Source organism: Rhodococcus globerulus NBRC 14531 (genome assembly GCF_001894805.1).
GTDB lineage: Bacteria > Actinomycetota > Actinomycetes > Mycobacteriales > Mycobacteriaceae > Rhodococcus_F > Rhodococcus_F globerula.
On the sequence record NZ_BCWX01000003.1, the window covers coordinates 945,978 to 964,616 of the forward strand.

Genomic DNA, 18,639 nt, shown 5'->3' on the forward strand with positions numbered 1-18,639 from the left:
CCGGTGTCACGGCCGGTGTCACGGCCGGTGTCCGGCCGATTCACATGATGTTGCCATGGCGGCGCTCGTGGTTTGCTGACTTTGGGGCAATCGTGTGGTTTCCTACCGTAGTGCCACTTGGACGTCCGTATCGATGGGTTAATTCTTGTTACGGCATAATTGCCCGATTGGTGCAAGGCTGCATGTAGGTCGGTCCGCACAGAGTCCGACGGGCGAGGGGGCTCGATGGGTTTCGAACCACGTTCGGCACTGCTCGCCGAGCAGCGCGCACTGACAGCGGCGCAGCGGCGTGACCTCAGGAACCGGCAGATCACCGTCAGCTTCACGATGTTGCCCTGGGCAGCAGCGGTACACCTTCTGGTTGTACTCGGATTGTCGATGTACGTCATTCCCGAGGACGGCGGCCTTTTGCTCAGGGCCTGGCCGATTGCTGCAGGAGTAGTCGGCATTGTCGGCGCGTATGTAGGGGTTGCCGTCAGACGAGGGGCGATCGTGCAGTCCGAGCACCTTGCCTATATTTTCCTGGCATTCGAGTTTGCCGCCGCGGGCGTCCTCTACTCCGCGCTGGCGATTGTGTTGTACCCGATCCTCGACGACGCCGGCGACCTGGTGATGACGGGCACGATGGCGGCGATTATCGGTGCGGGTGCGCTGACTACGGCGGTGCTGCGTTCTCTAGGTGTCATCTGGATTCTGTCGAGTACGGTGATTCTCGGCATCGCGTTCTGGCAGCAACCAGGCCCGGAGTTCGGACGGCTTCTGATCAGTCTCCTGGTATACGGAACCGCGCTGATCGCCGGCACGATCGTGGTATCGGGGCATATCGAAGGGCGCTACAAAGCGGAACTCAGCGCCGCGGCAGAGCGGACTGTTGCGCAAATGCTGCTCGACGATTTCGAAGGCAATGCCGCGGATTTTGTGTGGGAGACCGATAGCAAAGGTCGGTTCTTGCGGATTCCCAGCAGGCTCGCGTTCGACGCCGGGATCGATCCGGCTGCGGTGCGAGGTGTGTCATGGCAGCAACTCTTTGCCGAGCTGGGGTCATATGAGCTACCTGGTGGACGTGACGCGTTGTTGGAACTGGAGAAGGCTCGCAGCGCAAAGGACGCGTTTGTCGACGTCATGCTTCCGGTGCGGGTACGCGACGCCATACGGTGGTGGAAACTGTCCGGTCGGCCTACCCCCGGACTGGCACCTGACGATTTTGTCTGGCGAGGCGTCGGCTCGGACGTCACCGATGTGAAGATTCAGAGCGACGAAATCGTTCGCATGGGTCTGATCGACGCGCTGACCGGGATGCCCAACCGACACAATTTCTGGTTGGAACTCGAACGCAGCGTGCGTAACTCGGAGCAAGGGAAACCTCGGATCGCGCTTGCGATGCTCGACCTCGACAACTTCAAATCGGTGAACGACACGCTGGGACATTCGATAGGCGACGAAGTGTTGAAAGAGGTGGGAGCACGCCTGGTGGAGGTAGGCGGAGCAGCACACCTGTGTGCGCGTCTCGGCGGTGACGAGTTCGCAATCTTGTTCCGAACGGTTGACGATCACGATAGCGTGCACACGGATCTGCTGAGTTACGTCGATATTCTCCGAGAACCGGTTTTGGTGTCCGGTAACCGGTTGGATATCGGATGCAGCATAGGGTTCCACGTTCCGGCTGATCGGGGACAAACCGCTGATGCGCTACTGGTGGCGGCGGACCTTGCGCTCTACGCAGCCAAAGAATCGGGGCGAGGAACAATCCTCCAGTATCAGCATTCGATGCAACTGACCGCGACCAGACGCGCACATCTGTTGGAAGACATCGGAAATGGCGTATCGCCCGACGACATCGAGCTCCGCTTTCTGCCGCAGCTCGACGTGGCTTCGCGCTCGATAGTCGCGGTCGAGGTCAAAGCGACGTGGAACAACGCGAGGCTGGGAATGGTGCCGGCAACCGAATTCATGGTTGTTGTCGACGACGCCGGACTGTCGTCGACCGTCGGCTCGATGCTGTTCGAGAAGGCATGCAGCGCTGCGTCGAAAATGCCGGGTGATATCCGGTTGGCAATCAGCGTCTCTGGGCGCGAACTCGAATCGGATGGGCTTGTCGACCATGTTGCGGACGCACTCGACAGATGGGGTGTTCTTGCTCGTCGAATCGAGTTGCAGCTCACCGAATCATCGGCGATCTCGGATCGAGCGAAGGCTGGGATGCGTGGGGTGGCTGGGCTTGGTGTTTCGTTGACCGTCGACGAGTTCGGAACCGGATTCTCGTCCCTTGCATCGCTGTCGGATCTCCCTTTTACTCGCGTCCGCGTCGATCGGTCGTTCTCGGGAACCGTTCCGGGGCAGTGGCCGATTCTTGCCGCCGTTGTGACCTTGGTCGAGTCGTTGGGTTTGGAGGCGGTGATGCTGGGGGTCGACAGCGAGGAGCAACTCGCGGGTGCGGCCGACATGAAAGTGCGGACGGTGCAGGGTCGTGTCGCGGGTGAGGCGATGACGCTCGAGAATCTGATGCGGATCTTGTCGGTGCACCATGAGTGAGAGCAGAGGGATGAGGCAGCAGGCATTCCACACGGTGTTTCATCTCATCGATCCGTCGTGGACGGGCGACCCCGCGTCGTACTACGAAGATCGAAGACTTCTCATCCGCCGATTGCACTACTCTGCGCGCGTCGCGCCCATGGCATTCCTCGTCGCGGCATTCTCACTGAGCTTGGTCGTCGCTTTTATGCCTGTCGAAACCGGTTGGTTCCGGTGGACTTGGATGGCTTTGGTACTTGGATCCAATATCTCGCTCGCCGTGTTCTGGTTCACGAGACTCAAAAAACGCGAGGCCGAGCGGGAGATCACGGATCTTGTCGTCGTGGCGATTCAGGTAGTCACATGGGCGGCGTTGCTGGCTTGGGCCGCTTTTGTTCTCTTTCCAATTCTCGGAGCGGCCCAAGAGCTGACGCTGACGGCAATTTTGTTGGGAGGCGTGGTAGTTGGGATCATTCCGGTAGTGATGTTCCGGGGTTTGACGACTGTGTGGATCGTGATTGTCGGCGGTGGTCTGGCGTGGGGATTCTGGACTGAACCAGGTTCGGAGCGTTGGGTACTACTAGGATTGCTCGGTCTCTATCTCGTGTCGCTCCAATGCGGAACATTGGTGTTGGCAAACGTTTTCGAGCGTCGCCTCCGCGCAGAACTCAACGCGGAGGATCAGCGCGATCTTGTCGAACTGCTACTCAACGATCTCGAAGACGGTGCGCAGGACTGGCTGTGGGAAACCGACGACAAGGGTATCGCGGTGGCTGTGTCCCATCGTTTTGCGGAGAGTCTGGGATTGCCGGCCGCCGAGATCAGTGGACGGGCTATGAGCGAGATTCTGAAGGGCGTCGGGGCCGACAGAACAGCGACCGGACGCATTGCGCTCGACACACTTGTCGAGCGCCTCGACAACGGTGACGCATTCCGTGACATCGAATTGGACGTGTGGATCGGCGGTCGACCTCGACGGTGGTCGATGTCCGGGCATCGTAGGAGTGACAGCCTTTCCGACGGCGGTTGGCGCGGCGTCGGCTCCGACATCACGCGCGTTCATCAGCAGCGGGAGTACATTCGCGAACTTGCCGAGGTGGATTCGCTCACCGGACTTCAGAATCGGTACACGTTCACGGCGCGGTTGTCGAAGATGATCGCCGACGGAGACGATGTCTGGCTGGCCATGCTCGACCTCGACAATTTCAAGTCGATCAACGACCGCTGGGGGCACCGCGTCGGCGATAACGTGCTGGTCGATGTGGCGGCGCGGCTGAACGCCGTGCTGCGCCTGACGGAAATCTGTGCTCGACTCGGTGGGGACGAATTTGCCGTGGCTTTCAGCGGGATCGACGACGAGCAGGAAGTCAAGGAGCGGTTCCAGTCGATCGTCGATGCGATCGATGTTCCATTCGACCTCGCCGGCAACTCGATTCGGGTTCGGGGAAGTCTTGGATACGGTTCACTTCCGAATGATGCGGCAAACCTCGACGATTTGGTCGTTGTCGCGGACCTCGCGCTTTATCACGCGAAGGTGAGTGGTCGGAATCAGATTCGACGGTTCGACTCGACTCTGCGTGAGCGCGCTACCGGTAGGGCCAGGGCACTCCTGGATCTTCGAATGGCGGTGCAGAACGGCGAGTTCGAACTTGCCTACCAACCGCAGGTGTCGGCAGCTACTGGAGCGGTCGTGGGATTCGAGGCGTTACTGAGGTGGAACCACCCCGTCTCGGGTGTGGTTTCACCGGCTGACTTCATCTCGGTCGCGGAGGAAACAGGGCTTATCGTTCCTATCGGGGCAGAGGTCTTGCGCACCGCATCCGCACTGGCGACGACGTGGCCCGATCACGTGCGTATTGCAGTGAATGTTTCTCAGGTGCAGTTGCGTTCCGTGGGGTACGTCGACTCCGTTCGCGACGTTCTCCGCGAAACAGGCTTGGCTGCGGAGCGACTGGAGATCGAGGTGACGGAGTCGCTGGTCATCGACGACTCGGATCGAGAAGTCCTGCTACGGATCGCGGAGTTAGGTGTTGCCATTGCCATGGACGATTTCGGCACCGGGTACTCCTCGGTCGCGAGCCTGTCCTTGCTGCCGGTGGACAGATTGAAGATCGACCGAGCTTTCGTGAGTCAACTGGACGCGGATCCGACGGAGTCGAGAACCGCGGTATTTCGCGCCATTGTCGACATTGCCGAGTCGATGGGCTTGGAAACGGTTGCCGAGGGCGTCGAAACCGATCGTCAGAGAGCCGTGGTGACCGAGTGTGGCTGCCGCGTCGTTCAGGGCTATCTGGAAGGTCGCCCGATGCCGGCGGCGGACGTCGACGCGTTCATCGAGTCTCGCCGGAATTACAGATTGCCTTCTGCCGCTGAGTGAGAACGCGCGCCGCGTTTGGTTTCTCTTTGTGTGATGGTGCATTGCGGAGCGGCCTCATCTCGAGTTGCCGAGCGAGAACAGTGACGGAGTGATGTGTGGTGAGCGATTCGGCGTTTGTCCCGGGGCCGATGTTGGTGGGCAAGAAGGCGGTGGTGACGGGTGGCGCGCACGCCATCGGCGCCGCAATCGCACGGGCCTATGCGAGTCATGGCGCCCAGGTGCTTGTTGTCGACGTCGACACCGAGCCTGTCGCGGACATCGAATTCGATTCCACAGCAGGTGGTTCGGTTGCAAGTTTGTCCTACGACGTCCGCAAGGCCGAAATTCCGCAGGAGCTGATCGACTTCGCACCGGACATTCTGGTGAACAACGTCGGCCACTTTCTGGCACCGCCGCAAACCTTTTCAGCCACGACGCCGGCGTTCTGGTCGGACATGGGCAATATCAACTTCGACCAGGTTCTGCGCCTGACACATGCGCTGCTTCCCGGCATGATCGAACGCGGCGCAGGCGGATCGATCCTGAATCTGACCACGGTGGAAGCGCATCGGGCAATCCCGGGACACACCGTGTACTCGGCGTACAAGGCCGCGCTGACGCAGTTCACCAGAAGCCTCGGCGTCGAGATCGGTAGAACAGGCGTGCGCGTCAACGCAATTGCGCCCGATCTCATCGAGTCCGTGCAGGTGCCGTACCGGTCGATCGTGGCCGCCGACGACTGGGCCAAGTGGCCGCAGTGGGCACCGTTGGGTGGTCCGGGGCAAGCAGTGGATATCGCCGGGCCGGCACTGTTTCTTGCATCAGACCTGGCGCGGTACATCACCGGCACCGTCATCCATGTCGACGGTGGCTCCCACGCCGCGGGCGGTTGGTTCCCCACCGAAGAGGGTGGTTGGACCAACCGCCCCCGAAAGGCTTGACCCATGACAACTTTGAGTCTCAACGTTCCGAACTTCGGCACTACGTTGGCAGCGGATTCCTACGGGAAACTGGTTCAGGTCTGTCAAAGCGCGGAGTCAGCCGGGTTCGATCGAGTCCTGGTCACCGATCACGTCGTGATGGGTTCGGACAACTCCGCATACACATGGTCGGCGTTTCCCACCGAGCCGGACGCGAATTGGCTCGAACCCTTGAGCGTGCTGGCTTTTGTTGCCGGACAGACCACAACGATTCGACTGGGCACTGGCATCGTGATCGCGGCGTTGCGCGGGGGAGCCGTGCTGGCCAAGACCGCGGCGACCATCGACCTTCTCTCGCGGGGCCGCTTGGATCTCGGAGTCGGAACCGGTTGGCAGGAACGTGAATACGATGCTGCGGGAATCGATTTCGGCAAGCGCGGCCCGCTTCTCGACGACGCATTGGCGATCTGCCGGGCACTGTGGACTTCGGCACCGGCAAGCATCGACACACCCCGCCTGAAGTTCGACGACGTGTACTGCGCGCCTCGGCCGGCCACTGGAATCCCGATCTGGGTGTCCGGTTCGTTGTCGAAGGCCGTCGTGCGACGTGTCGCAACCTGGGGTGACGGGTGGATTCCGATCATGGGCGCAACCAACGACGACCTGCGAGAGGGTGGAGCGCTCATCCGTAAGGCGATGGCTGATCTCGGACGGGATGCGTCGACCCTGGACATTCGTGGACGTTTGACGATTGCCAGGGCGTCGGACGGATCGATCGATCTACGTGCAACGATGCTCGGGGCCGAAGAACTTGTCGAGGCCGGCGCGACCGATGTGCTGGTGGCACTCGGAGCTCTCGATCCGAACCCGGACGAGGCAGTGGCTGTCTTCGGGGAACTGGCGTCGGCCTTCAAAACCGCAACCGGTTAGGGTCTAACGAACGCTAGAAAGACACGCTGGTCAAGACCGAGGAGACGCATACATGACCGAGAACACCGCCACCCTGTCGAGCCTCGAATCGCTCCTCGACTCCCGAATCAGTTGCCGGGCCTATGAGGATCGTCAGGTTCCTCGTGATGTCATCAACGAGATCCTGCGGCTCGCGCAGAAGACACCGTCGTGGTGCAACACCCAACCGTGGCAGGTGGCAATCACCGAAGGCGAGGGCACCGAAAAGTTCCGGGCCGGTCTAGGCGCTTATGTCATGGCCAATCCGCAGGAATCCGATTTCGAGTTCCCGCGCGAGTATCAAGGTGTCTACAAGTCGCGCCGGTTCGATTGCGCGATGGCACTGTACTCGAGCGTCGGAATCGAACACGGTGACCGCGCCGGGTCCGGAGCTCAGACCATGAAGAACTTCGAGCTCTTCGGCGCTCCGCACGTCGCCATCATCACCACGGACGAGGCTTTGGGGACCTACGGGGCCGTCGACTGTGGGCTTTACGTCAACAGCTTTCTCCTCGCTGCTCAAAGCCTTGGCGTCGCGACGATCCCGCAGGCGGCACTTGCCGGTTGCTCCAAGTTCATCCACGAGCACTTCGGCATCGACGACACCCGCAAGGTCGTGTGCGCGATCTCCTTCGGATACGCGGACACGGAACACCCCGTGAACGGGTTCCGCACTGCTCGCGAGGACGTCGACAACGTCGTGCAGTGGATGTCGAACTGATCACCTGCTCGGAGCGGGATTGAGTGTTGGGCAGGCGGACCTGAGAGACTGGTCCGCATGTCCGACACCCCCGAAATGTTCGATCGACTCCGCCGCTTTCCCGACATCGAGGCACCCAATCTATTTGCTGTCGATGCGGCTGATCGGCTGATCCTCGACGAGGCAGCTGACGCACTTGCGGCGGCGCCGTCGGGATCGGTAGTTGTTGTCGGCGATCACTACGGAGCGTTGACGGCCGGAGCGGTTCTCGAGCACGGCCGGTCCGAGGTGCGTGTCTACCAGGACCCGCTCACCGGCGAACTGGCGTTGGCGAACAATGCCCGCGAACTCGGATTCACCGAGCGCTATACGTCGCACGGACTGGGCGAAGCCCTGCTGCGCGGCGCTCGCGTTATCCTCATGCAGTTGCCGCGCAGCCTCGCCGAGCTGGGGGAGATCAGCCAGCTGATTGCGCTGCACGCCGATCCGGAGGTACGCGTCTTTGCAGGCGGGCGCGACAAGCACATCACCCCGGCCATGAACAAGGTTCTCGCAGAGTCCTTTTCGGCGGTAAGCGCGTCGCGAGGCCGGCAGAAGTCCCGGGTTCTGCGGGCTGCTGAGCCGAAGGCCGACGTCGCCGTCACCTTCCCGATGACCGAGTGGCTCGACGAATTCGGTCTCGACGTGGTTGCACACGGAGCGGTGTTTGCCGGTGCGAGTCTCGACATCGGAACCCGGTTGTTGCTCGAGAATCTAGGCAAGATCGACATCGCGCCCCGCGACGTCGTCGACCTGGGCTGTGGCAGTGGCATTCTGGCGACAGCGATCGCGCTGAAGTTCGCAGACGCGCAGGTCGTTGCCACGGACCAGTCGTCGGCGGCGGTGGCGTCGGCGATCGCCACGGCGTCGGCCAACGGCGTCGGAGATCGAGTTCGCGGCCTGCGGGACGACGCCATGAGCACTCTGCCCGACGCCAGTGTCGACCTGGTCCTCCTGAACCCGCCGTTCCACGTCGGTGCCGCCGTTCATACCGGTGGTGCACTCAAGCTGTTCGAGGCAGCAGGTCGGGTACTGCGTCCGGGCGGGCAGCTATGGACCGTGCACAACGCCCACCTGGGATACCGGGAACCGTTGAAAGCAGCAGTCGGTGAGAGTCAAGCGATGGCGAAGAACGCGAAGTTCATCGTCATGCGATCGATCAAAGCGTCCTAGTATCGGGAACTGTTGACCCACCGGAAACCTGCCGGGAACTACGGCGAACGCTCCGACGTTGTAAATTACGAGTGCTTTACTTTTAGTGAGTACACGGACCGGTCGGAAACTCGGATCCGTTCGGCGAACCCGCGACGCACCCGTCGCAGGTCACCACGATGAAGGGATGATCACGGTGCGCACCACCAGCAACCCGGTGTTCCGCAATCTGCCCAAGCAAGAGGGCAACGGATACGCCTCGTTCGGATCTGCGACGGCGGGCGCCTCGCAGGTCACCCAGCAGTTCGGCCAGCCGCAGTACGCTCCGGCCGAGCCGTACCAGACCGGCCCCACCTCGCGGGCTATGACAATCGACGATGTTGTCACCAAGACGGGCATGACGCTCGGTGTGCTTGCGTTGACCGCGCTGGTCTCGTACTTCCTCGTGAACAACGACCCGAGTCTCGCATCGCCGTTTGTGATCGTCGGCGGTCTGGTCGGACTTGTCCTGGTTCTCGTTGCGACTTTCGGTCGCAAGATGGACAACCCGGCCATCGTGCTGGCTTATGCCGCGTTCGAGGGCCTCTTCCTGGGGGCTCTGTCATTCATGTTCACTGCCCCGATCGAAGCGGCTGGCGGTGTGTCGGCCTCGGTGCTGATCTCACAGGCAGTTCTCGGCACGTTCGGCGTGTTCTTCGGCATGCTTGTGGTCTACAAGACCGGCGCCATTCGTGTGACGCCGCGACTGACCCGCATGATCATCGGTGCCTTGATCGGCGTCGTGGTTCTGGCTCTGGGTAACCTCGTCGCCAGCTTCTTTATCGACGGCGGACTCGGCCTGCGTGACGGTGGACCAATCGCCATTATCTTCAGCCTGGTCTGCATCGGTCTCGCAGCCTTCAGCTTCCTGCTCGACTTCGATGCCGCTGATCAGCTGATCCGCGCTCAGGCTCCGGAGAAGGCAGCGTGGGGCGTCGCCCTCGGCCTCACCGTCACCTTGGTCTGGCTGTACGTCGAGATCCTGCGCCTGCTGAGCTACTTCAGTCGCGACTGACAACTCGCAGTAACAAGAATGGCCTCCGCGATGCGGGGGCCATTTCTTTTGTCATAGTGCGTTCTGTCGACGCCTGCTCGCGAAGAACCACGCCGCAGGCCCGACGATCGGCAGGATGACGGAGAGGGCAGACCATCCGATTTTTGCGACCGGATCGGCATCGGACCTCACGATGGACACCACCGCAGTCACCGTGAGAACGATCCACAACAGCATGAACACAGACCAAGCGATGTCGAAACCGATCGGCACCGTCGGATTGTGAGTCTCTTCATTCACGTCGTGCTCCTCCATTCCCGCTCCCGTCCCCCGTAGACGAGTCCAGGGAGGCACTGGCATTAACCGTATAGACAGGGTCTCCCTCCTTCGGACAAACCGAGTTTGACTGTGTGTCATGTCTGAAAAGAAGGTGTGGTTCATTACCGGCGCTGGTCGAGGAATGGGTGTCGACATCGCCCAAGCCGCGCTCGCCGCCGGACATTCGGTCGTCGCGACGGGACGAAACGCGGACCGGGTCGAGAAGGCTATCGGTGCACATGAGGAGCTACTCGCCGTTGCTCTCGATATCACCTCAACCGAAGCGGCGCAGGCGGCAGCTGCGACTGCAGTCGAACGATTCGGTCGAATCGACGTGTTGGTCAACAACGCCGGAAACTTCTACGCCGGTTACTTCGAGAACATCAGTCCTGAACAGTTCCGGGCGCAGATGGAAACCAATTTTTTCGGCCCGCTCAACGTGACTCGTGCTGTCCTCCCCGTCATGCGGCGCCAGCGCAGAGGTCAGGTCATCACCATCACGTCCACTGCCGGTCTGATCGGTCAGGAGTTCTGTGCCGCCTACGCCGCATCGAAGTTCGCTCTGGAAGGGTGGATGGAGTCTCTGCGCTTCGATCTCGAGCCGTACGGCATCAGCACGATGGCTGTGGAGCCCGGGTTCTTCCGGACGGAACTGTTGGTCGAAGGCTCGTCCACGATCTGGCCGGAGCTCGAGATCGAGGACTACGCGGAACGTACTGCTCAGACGATCGAGGCGTGGAAGATCATGAACGGACAGCAGGGAGGCGACCCCAAGAAGCTCGCCCGAGCTCTCGTTACTCTTTCCGACTCGGAGACATTGCCGCTGCGATTCGTCGCCGGCACTGACGCAATAAGCGGAGTCGAGCAGAATCTCGTCGTCATTTCGGGCCAGATCGATGCGAACCGTGGCCTTTCGGAATCTCTGTCCTACGACTCCTGACAACTTCTTTTGTCGGTGCGACCGGGTTACGGTGCTTGGGATACCTAGCAGTTGCTTGGTTCCTCTACCTGAAGGGCGTGCGTATATCCATGTCGACACCTGTACTCGTCTCGGACAACGGATCTGTACGGACAGTGACGTTCAACAAACCGGAGCGACTCAACGCTTTTGATGCCGCAGGCTTCCGGGCTCTGACCAAAGCGCTCGACGACGCGGCCGCAGATTCAAGAGTCGCGGTGGTGGTGATCGAGGGTGCGGGCAAGGCATTTTCGAGCGGAGTGGACCTGCGCGCGCTCTCCGCACCTGGGGCGGACACCGCTGATTTCGGACACGCATTTGCTCCTTTGATCGTGGCGCTGGTGGAGTTCCCGAAGCCGCTCGTCGCTGCCGTGCACGGCGCCGCTGTCGGCATCGGTCTGACGATGCTGCTCTTCTGCGACGTCGTCTACGTTGCCGACGACGCTCGGTTGCGTGCTCCGTTCACATCACTCGGAACAGTGCCCGAAGCGGCAAGTAGTTGGATGCTGCCCAAGGTGATCGGCGCGCAACGCGCGTCCGAACTTCTGTTGACGGCTAGGTGGCTCAGTGGAGTAGAAGCAGCCGAGATCGGCATTGCGGTCGCGGCAGTTCCGGCTGATCAGCTACATCCCCGAGCGATGGAGGCTGCGTCGCAGATCGCCGGCAATGTCGGGCCCGCAGTCCTGGCCGCGAAAAAGCTACTGCGCCAAGGATGGTCAGAGGAAGCCCGAGCGGCGGTCCAACGCGAAGACGATGCCGCGCGCGAGCTGATCCGCGAGTTGGGAAGTTTTGCTCAGAAATTCACGACTACCTGAAAACGGCCGCCCGGCAGAAGCCGGGCGGCCGTTTTCGACGTGCTCAGTAGATCAGCTGAGGCGCTCGATCACCATTGCCATGCCCTGTCCGCCGCCGACACACATGGTCTCGACGCCGAAGGTCTTGTCCTGCTCGCGCAGGTTGTTGATCAGGGTGTTGGTGATACGTGCACCGGTCATACCGAAGGGGTGGCCGAGTGCGAGTGCACCGCCGGAGATGTTGAGCTTGTCCTCGTCGATGCCGAGCTCACGAGCAGATCCGATGACCTGGACCGCAAATGCCTCGTTGATCTCGAACAGGTCGATGTCGGAAATCGACTTGCCCGCGAACTTCAGAGCGTTCTTGACGGCCTGGATCGGGCCGAGGCCCATGATCTCGGGGGACAGACCCGAGACGCCGGTGGAGACGATGCGGGCGAGGGGCGTCAGGCCCAGCGCCTTGGCCTTGGTGTCGGACATGATCACCAGAGCGGCAGCGCCGTCGTTGAGCGGGCAGGCGTTGCCTGCGGTGACGGTGCCGTCGGGACGGAAGACGGGCTTGAGGCCGCTGATGCCTTCGTAGGTGGTGCCGGCGCGCGGGCCGTCATCCTTGGAGACGACGGTGCCGTCGGCGAGGGTGACCGGGGTGATCTCACGCTCGAAGAAGCCACGGTTGATGGCTTCCTCTGCGCGGTTCTGGCTGCGAACAGCGAAGCGGTCCTGATCTTCGCGGCTGATGCCGGTAGCGGAGGCAACGTTCTCTGCCGTCTGGCCCATGCCCAGGTAGACGTCGGGGAGCAGGCCCTCTTCGCGAGGATCGGTCCAGGCGACTCCACCTTCGGCGAGCTTGGCGCTACGCGCCTGCGCTGCGTCGAAGAGCGGGTTCTTGGTGTTCGGCAGGCCGTCTGCGTTGCCCGTGACAAAGCTGGAGACGGACTCGACGCCGGCGGAGATGAAGACGTCACCCTCGCCTGCGCGGATGGCGTGCAGTGCCATACGGGTGGTCTGCAGCGACGAGGAGCAGTAACGGTTGACCGTCACGCCGGGGAGGAAGTCGTAGCCCAGCTGAACTGCGACGACGCGGGCGATGTTGAAGCCCGACTGTCCGGCAGGCTGACCGCAACCCATGATGAGGTCGTCGATCTCGGTGGGGTCGAGCTCGGGGATCTTCGCCAGCGCGGCTGCAACCATCTGGGTGGCGAGGTCATCGGGGCGGATGTCCTTGAGTGAACCCTTCATTGCGCGGCCGATGGGCGACCGTACTGCTGAGACGATTACTGCCTCGGGCATGAAAACTCCTTTTGTGTACTGCGTGGTCGGCGCAGACGACTGCGCGACGAGCAGGGCAAGATGAATGCAGCTTCGACTGCCAATTTACGTTGCCGACCCGAAAACAGGGGCACGGAGTCTCACTCAGTCGTCGCCAAGCTCCTGTACTGCGGGTTTCGGGTGGCCGATCCACCCAACGCGGTGCAGAGCAGTGGATACGCGGGCAGCCATCGTCTGTGCCTGTGCGGCGTCCGAGATCTGGGGGAGATCGGGGAGTGGTCCGCCAGTCCATTCGCCTAACGCCGCAGCGAGCACCGGCACGATCTGGCGGGCCGCGAGCTCGTAGCCGGCCGCCGACGGGTGGAACCGATCAGCCGAGAACATCGTGTCAGGCGAAGCGAGGAATTCTTTTGCGAGCAGATCGGCCAGCGGAACAGGATGCCCACCCGCAGCTCTTGTCGCCGACGCCTGCGCTGCCGCCAAACGATGTCCCCACTCGCGTACGACGGTTCGCAGCGGTTGTGGGATCGCGGTGACCACCCCCAGATCGGGACACGTGCCGACCACGACGACGGCGCCGCTCTCACGCAAGCGCCGTACTGCGTCACCGAGACGCCTGGCCGATGCTCGAATAGCGTTCTTGGCAGTCACGTCGTTTGCGCCGATCAGGATCACCGCCGCGTCCGGCGCCGCCCCGGCAATGAACATGGCGTCGACCTGGCCACTCAAACCGCGCGACGTGGCGCCGCCGATAGCCTTGGTACTCAGGCGGATTCGCTTCCCGGTCTCCTCCGAGAGGAGTTTTGCGATCCGCACCCCCGGTACCTCGTCCGCCGTCACGGCGCCAACACCAGCGGCTGACGAATCGCCGAAAATCATCAGATGGAGGTCGAACGGAACGCCGCGCCACCACCGCTCCGGTGCGTCGATGCCCGGCGAATACACACCGTCCGCTTCGGGTGGTTTGGAGACATTGCGTCCGATCAAGCCGCGTGCGGCACCGGCCTGCGACATCAGGTACTGGTACGCCAACCACGTCGCCGTGCCGGCGCTCGACCCGGCCACCACTGTGGCCACCGACGCTTTCACTCCGGTCCGACTCACAGTGGTCAATCTAGCCGGATCGCCGCACCTTCGCCCGACGTCTACGCGCAGCGATTCGCCGGATCTGGGAACATGGAGCGATGCGCATCGCGGAACACGTCGTAGACCTCATCGGCAACACCCCACTCGTCAAACTCACGTCCGTCACGGGCGAGAACTACGGCACTGTGGCAGCCAAGGTCGAATACCTCAACCCGGGCGGTAGCTCCAAGGACCGTATCGCCGTCAAGATGATCGACGCGGCGGAGGCCTCCGGAGAATTGAAGCCGGGCGGCACCATCGTCGAACCGACGTCAGGCAACACCGGAATCGGTTTGGCGCTCGTCGCTCAGAAACGCGGATACAAGTGCGTGTTCGTCTGCCCCGACAAGGTCAGCGAAGACAAGCGAAACGTTCTGCGTGCTTACGGAGCCGAGGTAGTCGTCTGCCCCACAGCCGTCGCACCCGAGCACCCCAACAGTTACTACAGCGTCTCCGATCGGCTCACCCGTGAGATCCCGGGTGCCTGGAAGCCCAACCAGTACTCCAACCCAGGCGGACCGGCAAGCCACTACGAGACCACCGGCCCCGAGATCTGGGCAGACACCGACGGCAAGATCACGCACTTCGTCGCCGGCGTCGGCACCGGTGGAACCATCACCGGCACCGGCCGCTACCTCAAGGAGGTGTCGGGCGGCAAGGTCAAGGTTGTCGGCGTCGACCCCGAAGGTTCCGTCTACTCCGGCGGCACGGGTCGTCCGTACCTGGTCGAAGGTGTCGGCGAAGATTTCTGGCCCACGGCTTACGATCCGTCCATTCCGGACGAGATCATCGCCGTGTCGGATGCGGACTCCTTCGAGATGACGCGTCGTCTGGCCCGTGAAGAAGGCCTGCTGGTCGGTGGATCGTGCGGCATGGCTGTCGTCGCGGCACTCGAGGTCGCCAAGCGCGAAGGCCCCGACGCACTTGTTGTCGTACTCCTTCCCGACGGTGGCCGCGGCTACCTGTCCAAGATCTTCAACGATCAGTGGATGGCGTCGTACGGTTTCCTGCGGACTCCGCTCGACGGCAAGGCAAACGTCCCCACCGTGGGCGACGTGCTGCGCGGAAAGTCGGGCGAACTGCCCGATCTCGTGCACACGCACCCGTCGGAAACCTTGCGTGACGCCATCGAGATCCTGCGTGAATACGGTGTGTCACAGATGCCGGTGGTTGGTGCCGAACCGCCCGTCATGGCAGGTGAGGTGGCCGGCAGTGTCACCGAACGTGATCTGCTCAGCGCAGTCTTCGAAGGCCGTGCGCAACTTGCCGATTCGGTCGAAAAGCACATGAGTGCGCCGTTCCCGCTCATCGGATCGGGCGAGCCGGTCTCGGCCGCGACCAAGGCACTCGGCGATACTGACGCCCTCATGGTCGTCGACGACGGTAAGCCCGTCGGTGTCATCACCCGCCACGACCTTTTGGGATTCCTCAGCGCCGGATCCTGAGACATCCGAGTTTGTCCCCCGGAAGGTAGGGTCAGCGCCCATGGGGGACAAACTCGTCGGATATATCGGTGTTCTTGCGGCAGTGCTGGTGACAACGGCGTGTAGTTCGACGGTTGCCGGCACTCCGCAAGCAGCATCGGGGGCAAAGGTAGCGGTGTCGACTAGCGCCCCGTCTGGGAAGTCGACTACCACCGAAACGGCGCCGACGACGGTCAAGCCGACGGCATCGCTCGCTCCGGCCTTCTCAGGCTCGGTGAAATGCTCGACCCTCATGCCGGCAGTCCGTGACATCGTCGAACCGTACGGCGCCCCCAACGACATGCCGAACGGGTGCATCTGGATGGACGGCGGCAGGTCCATCGCCATCACGTCCTTTACGATGACCAACTCGCAGAGTACGCGCGACACGATGGCAAAAAGTGGATACGACCTGCAGGACCCGCGACTGAGAAGTTTGGGTGCGGTTGCCAAAGGTGGTCTGACGATCACTGTTCTCTCTCCCGAACACATGACCATGGTGATGTACAGCCCCGACCTCGCCGAGACCGCCGCGTTGGATGCGGCAATCAGAGTCGTGGAGTTGGTCGAGAACTGACACAGCCGCCCTGCATCGGCGAGGTGGCTACTAGTCTGGTGGGCATGAGCGAGCAACGCAGCAAGGCCGACAACATCAGCTGGCAGGGTTTCTCCACGAAAGCGGTACACGCGGGCTACGAGCCCGATCCGCTGACCGGTGCCGTCAACGTTCCGATCTACGCGAGTTCCACCTTCGCGCAAGACGGTGTGGGTGGGATGCGCAGTGGGTTCGAGTACGCGCGCACGGGCAATCCCACTCGTCGACCGCTCGAAGCGAACCTGGCGGCACTCGAATCAGGTAGCTACGGTCGGGCTTTCAGCTCGGGCATGGCTGCCACTGACTGCCTCCTCCGATCCGTTCTGCGCCCGGGTGACCACCTCGTCATCCCAGACGACGCTTACGGCGGAACCTTCCGACTCATCGACAAGGTCTTCACGCAGTGGGGCATCGAGTACACCCCGGCTCCGGTCTCGGACGTCGACGCGGTACGCGCAGCGATGCGACCCAACACCAAGCTGGTGTGGGTGGAAACACCCACGAACCCACTGCTCAACATCGGTGACATCGAACTCCTGGCCGAGGTTGCGCACGAGGGCAATGCAAAGATCGTGGTGGACAACACCTTTGCCTCGCCCTACTTGCAGCAGCCCCTGCAGTTGGGCGCCGACATCGCTCTGCATTCCACTACCAAGTACATCGGTGGACACTCCGATGTGGTCGGTGGCGCACTGGTCTGCGACGACGAAGAGCTCGACCACGCTTTCGCGTTCCTGCAGAACGGTTCCGGCGGCGTTCCCGGTCCGTTCGACGCCTTCCTCACGCTACGCGGCATCAAGACACTGGCATTGCGGATGGAGCGTCACAGCGACAACGCCGAAAAGGTTGTCGAACTGCTCGACGGGCACCCCGCCGTCGCGAGCGTCATCTACCCGGGTCTCGCCTCGCATCCGTCGCACAAGGTTGCGGCCAAGCAGATGCGGCGATTCGGCGGCATGATCTCGGTGCGCCTCAAGGGTGGCAAAGCTGCCGCGCTCGAACTGTGCTCACGCACCGAAATCTTCACGCTCGCAGAATCTCTCGGCGGCGTCGAATCGCTCATCGAGTTCCCCGGCGCCATGACCCACGCGTCGACCGCCGGTTCGGCGCTCGAGGTTCCCGACGACCTGGTCCGTCTGTCGGTTGGTATCGAAGATGCCTCCGACCTGGTCGGCGATATCGAGCAGGCGCTGGCGTAACTCTGTGCTGTGCGCCTTTGTCAACCGCGGGCGGTTGACAAAGGCGCACAGTGTCAGTCGTCCGGCCACCCCGCCAGGGTGGTGACCCGGAACTCCTGATCGACCAGGCGGGCCGGGCGATCCAGCTTGTGCAGCCAATCGATGGCGGAGCCGCTCATTCCCACGGCTACCCGGCTCAGTGCTGCTGCCTCCGCACAGGATTCGGCTATCACCGATACCGTGCGCCACATCGATGTTGCCGTCGATTCCCGGGCAAGCGGCTTGACGGTGCTGGCCGTCGCGATGCCGCACCCGGAAGGAACGGCAACCTGACACGTGGGGTCACCCGGGAGATCTTGAACCTGAATCTGCCAGCCGCCTTCCGGCGACGGTCCGGCCACGGCTATGTCTCCGCCCAAGGCAACGAGAACCCCGCAGCCGAGAAGTTCGGCTGTGGTTGCGGCGCAATGGTCAGCCGAACTGGCGCGCGCAGTGGCGGATAGATCGAGGACAACGTCGGCCGGGCTGAACACCCGGTTGCTCTCGACGCGGATCTTCCACCAGGAGTGTGGATCTCGCGAGCCTGCCGTTGGGGTGAGTTTGCCGTCGGTGAGGCGCGCGATCGCGAGTGCGTCCGTGAGGAAATGCGCAAACATCGGCGTTATGGGGGCGCCGTCGACCTCGAGAGCCGGCCCGGATCCGAATGTGCGGATCTCGGAGTCTGCGCGATCGCGATTGGTGGCCGCGTCGGCAGCGCTCAGATAACCCCGCACGAGACTGGCGGCGGAGGCGAGGGCACCGGGATCGGTGACGACTACGCGTGCCTGGACGCCCCAGGTGAGCCATTCGGTTGCGGCGCGTGGTGCGTTCACGAACCGTTGGAGACGGCGTCCGGAACTCCGAACCCGCTGGCTACGACCAGCCGTGATGCGGCCGCATGCTTCGAGGTGGTGTCGGTGGAGATGGCCGTCGTGGTGGAACTGTCGGTGGGGTTGGATACGAGGGATAAGCCACCACTTGCGATGGCGCCCGCAACAGCCGTCGCAGCAAGCGCGAGGTGAACGGGTCGGTATGCCGAGGTGCGAGCCCGAGTGGGCCGTGTCCGATCGTCGCTCATGTCCACAGACTGCCCGCCGAACCTGAGAAAAGCCTTGGGGTATGTGGTCATTTGGGTAACGTCTGACGTGATAAATGAGACATTGGTTACAGGTTGGTGCGCCACCGGGGGTATCGAATGCATGTTCGAAACCCTAGGCGGTGCCACCGACAGGTTCGACAGG

Annotated in this window: 17 protein-coding genes; 12 read left to right on the plus strand and 5 right to left on the minus strand. The window is 62.3% G+C overall.

Going from position 1 to position 18,639, the window contains the following annotated elements:
- Positions 1–225: 225 nt before the first annotated feature.
- From RG2_RS19730 to RG2_RS19760, 7 genes are all read left to right on the plus strand, one after another.
- A complete protein-coding gene (locus tag RG2_RS19730; RefSeq protein ID WP_230590150.1) occupies positions 226–2,532 on the plus strand; it encodes a putative bifunctional diguanylate cyclase/phosphodiesterase in 2,307 nt (768 codons plus the stop codon).
- Positions 2,525–4,888 (plus strand): putative bifunctional diguanylate cyclase/phosphodiesterase, encoded by a 2,364-nt coding sequence (locus RG2_RS19735; RefSeq protein ID WP_080711733.1) that lies wholly within the window; start codon positions 2,525–2,527, stop codon positions 4,886–4,888. Before RG2_RS19730 ends, RG2_RS19735 begins: the two co-directional genes overlap by 8 nt.
- A 128-nt stretch (positions 4,889–5,016) precedes the next feature.
- Positions 5,017–5,808 carry an SDR family NAD(P)-dependent oxidoreductase gene (locus RG2_RS19740; RefSeq protein ID WP_051730521.1) on the plus strand — a complete coding sequence of 264 codons (792 nt, stop codon included), beginning with the start codon at positions 5,017–5,019 and terminating at the stop codon, positions 5,806–5,808.
- Between the two features lie 3 nt (positions 5,809–5,811).
- On the plus strand, positions 5,812–6,717 hold the full coding sequence (locus RG2_RS19745) for a TIGR03619 family F420-dependent LLM class oxidoreductase (RefSeq protein WP_033234539.1): 906 nt from the start codon (positions 5,812–5,814) through the stop codon (positions 6,715–6,717).
- A gap of 52 nt (positions 6,718–6,769) precedes the next feature.
- On the plus strand, positions 6,770–7,456 hold the full coding sequence (locus tag RG2_RS19750; protein WP_033234538.1) for a nitroreductase: 687 nt from the start codon (positions 6,770–6,772) through the stop codon (positions 7,454–7,456).
- 57 nt (positions 7,457–7,513) lie between these two features.
- A complete protein-coding gene (locus RG2_RS19755; protein WP_033234537.1) occupies positions 7,514–8,647 on the plus strand; it encodes a class I SAM-dependent methyltransferase in 1,134 nt (377 codons plus the stop codon).
- Between the two features lie 175 nt (positions 8,648–8,822).
- Entirely contained in the window at positions 8,823–9,680 is an 858-nt protein-coding gene (locus tag RG2_RS19760; protein ID WP_172937472.1) for a Bax inhibitor-1/YccA family protein, read from the plus strand.
- Positions 9,681–9,731: 51 nt separating this feature from the next.
- Here the strand turns inward: RG2_RS19760 and RG2_RS31880 are convergent, their stop codons facing one another.
- Positions 9,732–9,959, minus strand: a complete 228-nt coding sequence (locus RG2_RS31880; RefSeq protein ID WP_204368998.1) for a PLD nuclease N-terminal domain-containing protein — start codon at positions 9,957–9,959, stop codon at positions 9,732–9,734.
- Positions 9,960–10,074: 115 nt separating this feature from the next.
- Here RG2_RS31880 and RG2_RS19770 point away from each other — a divergent pair, with 115 nt between their 5' ends.
- Both RG2_RS19770 and RG2_RS19775 read left to right on the plus strand, forming a co-directional pair.
- Positions 10,075–10,917 (plus strand): SDR family oxidoreductase, encoded by an 843-nt coding sequence (locus RG2_RS19770; protein ID WP_033234535.1) that lies wholly within the window; start codon positions 10,075–10,077, stop codon positions 10,915–10,917.
- A gap of 89 nt (positions 10,918–11,006) precedes the next feature.
- Positions 11,007–11,750 carry an enoyl-CoA hydratase/isomerase family protein gene (locus tag RG2_RS19775; protein WP_033234534.1) on the plus strand — a complete coding sequence of 248 codons (744 nt, stop codon included), beginning with the start codon at positions 11,007–11,009 and terminating at the stop codon, positions 11,748–11,750.
- A 51-nt stretch (positions 11,751–11,801) separates the two neighbouring features.
- Here RG2_RS19775 and RG2_RS19780 read toward each other — a convergent pair whose 3' ends face one another.
- Complete coding sequence (locus RG2_RS19780) at positions 11,802–13,019, minus strand: acetyl-CoA C-acetyltransferase (RefSeq protein WP_033234533.1); 1,218 nt, start codon at positions 13,017–13,019, stop codon at positions 11,802–11,804.
- 123 nt (positions 13,020–13,142) lie between these two features.
- Positions 13,143–14,111: an SGNH/GDSL hydrolase family protein gene (locus RG2_RS19785; RefSeq protein WP_045069350.1), complete on the minus strand. Its 969-nt coding sequence runs from the start codon at positions 14,109–14,111 to the stop codon at positions 13,143–13,145.
- 71 nt (positions 14,112–14,182) lie between these two features.
- On the opposite strand from RG2_RS19785, the gene RG2_RS19790 reads away from it, so the two are divergent.
- The 3 genes from RG2_RS19790 to RG2_RS19800 are packed head-to-tail and all read left to right on the plus strand — an operon-like array spanning position 14,183 to position 17,380.
- Positions 14,183–15,568: a cystathionine beta-synthase gene (locus RG2_RS19790; protein WP_033234532.1), complete on the plus strand. Its 1,386-nt coding sequence runs from the start codon at positions 14,183–14,185 to the stop codon at positions 15,566–15,568.
- Between the two features lie 40 nt (positions 15,569–15,608).
- A complete protein-coding gene (locus RG2_RS19795) occupies positions 15,609–16,163 on the plus strand; it encodes a hypothetical protein (protein ID WP_033234531.1) in 555 nt (184 codons plus the stop codon).
- Positions 16,164–16,207: 44 nt separating this feature from the next.
- Positions 16,208–17,380 (plus strand): cystathionine gamma-synthase, encoded by a 1,173-nt coding sequence (locus RG2_RS19800; protein WP_033234530.1) that lies wholly within the window; start codon positions 16,208–16,210, stop codon positions 17,378–17,380.
- Between the two features lie 53 nt (positions 17,381–17,433).
- Here RG2_RS19800 and RG2_RS19805 read toward each other — a convergent pair whose 3' ends face one another.
- Together RG2_RS19805 and RG2_RS19810 are read right to left on the minus strand one after the other, a co-directional pair.
- The gene (locus RG2_RS19805) at positions 17,434–18,231 is read right to left on the minus strand and encodes an FAD:protein FMN transferase (protein WP_033234529.1); all 798 of its coding nucleotides are present in this window, start codon (positions 18,229–18,231) and stop codon (positions 17,434–17,436) included.
- On the minus strand, positions 18,228–18,476 hold the full coding sequence (locus RG2_RS19810) for a hypothetical protein (protein WP_045069867.1): 249 nt from the start codon (positions 18,474–18,476) through the stop codon (positions 18,228–18,230). The genes RG2_RS19805 and RG2_RS19810 overlap by 4 nt, the downstream gene beginning before the upstream one ends.
- Positions 18,477–18,639: the final 163 nt, after the last annotated feature.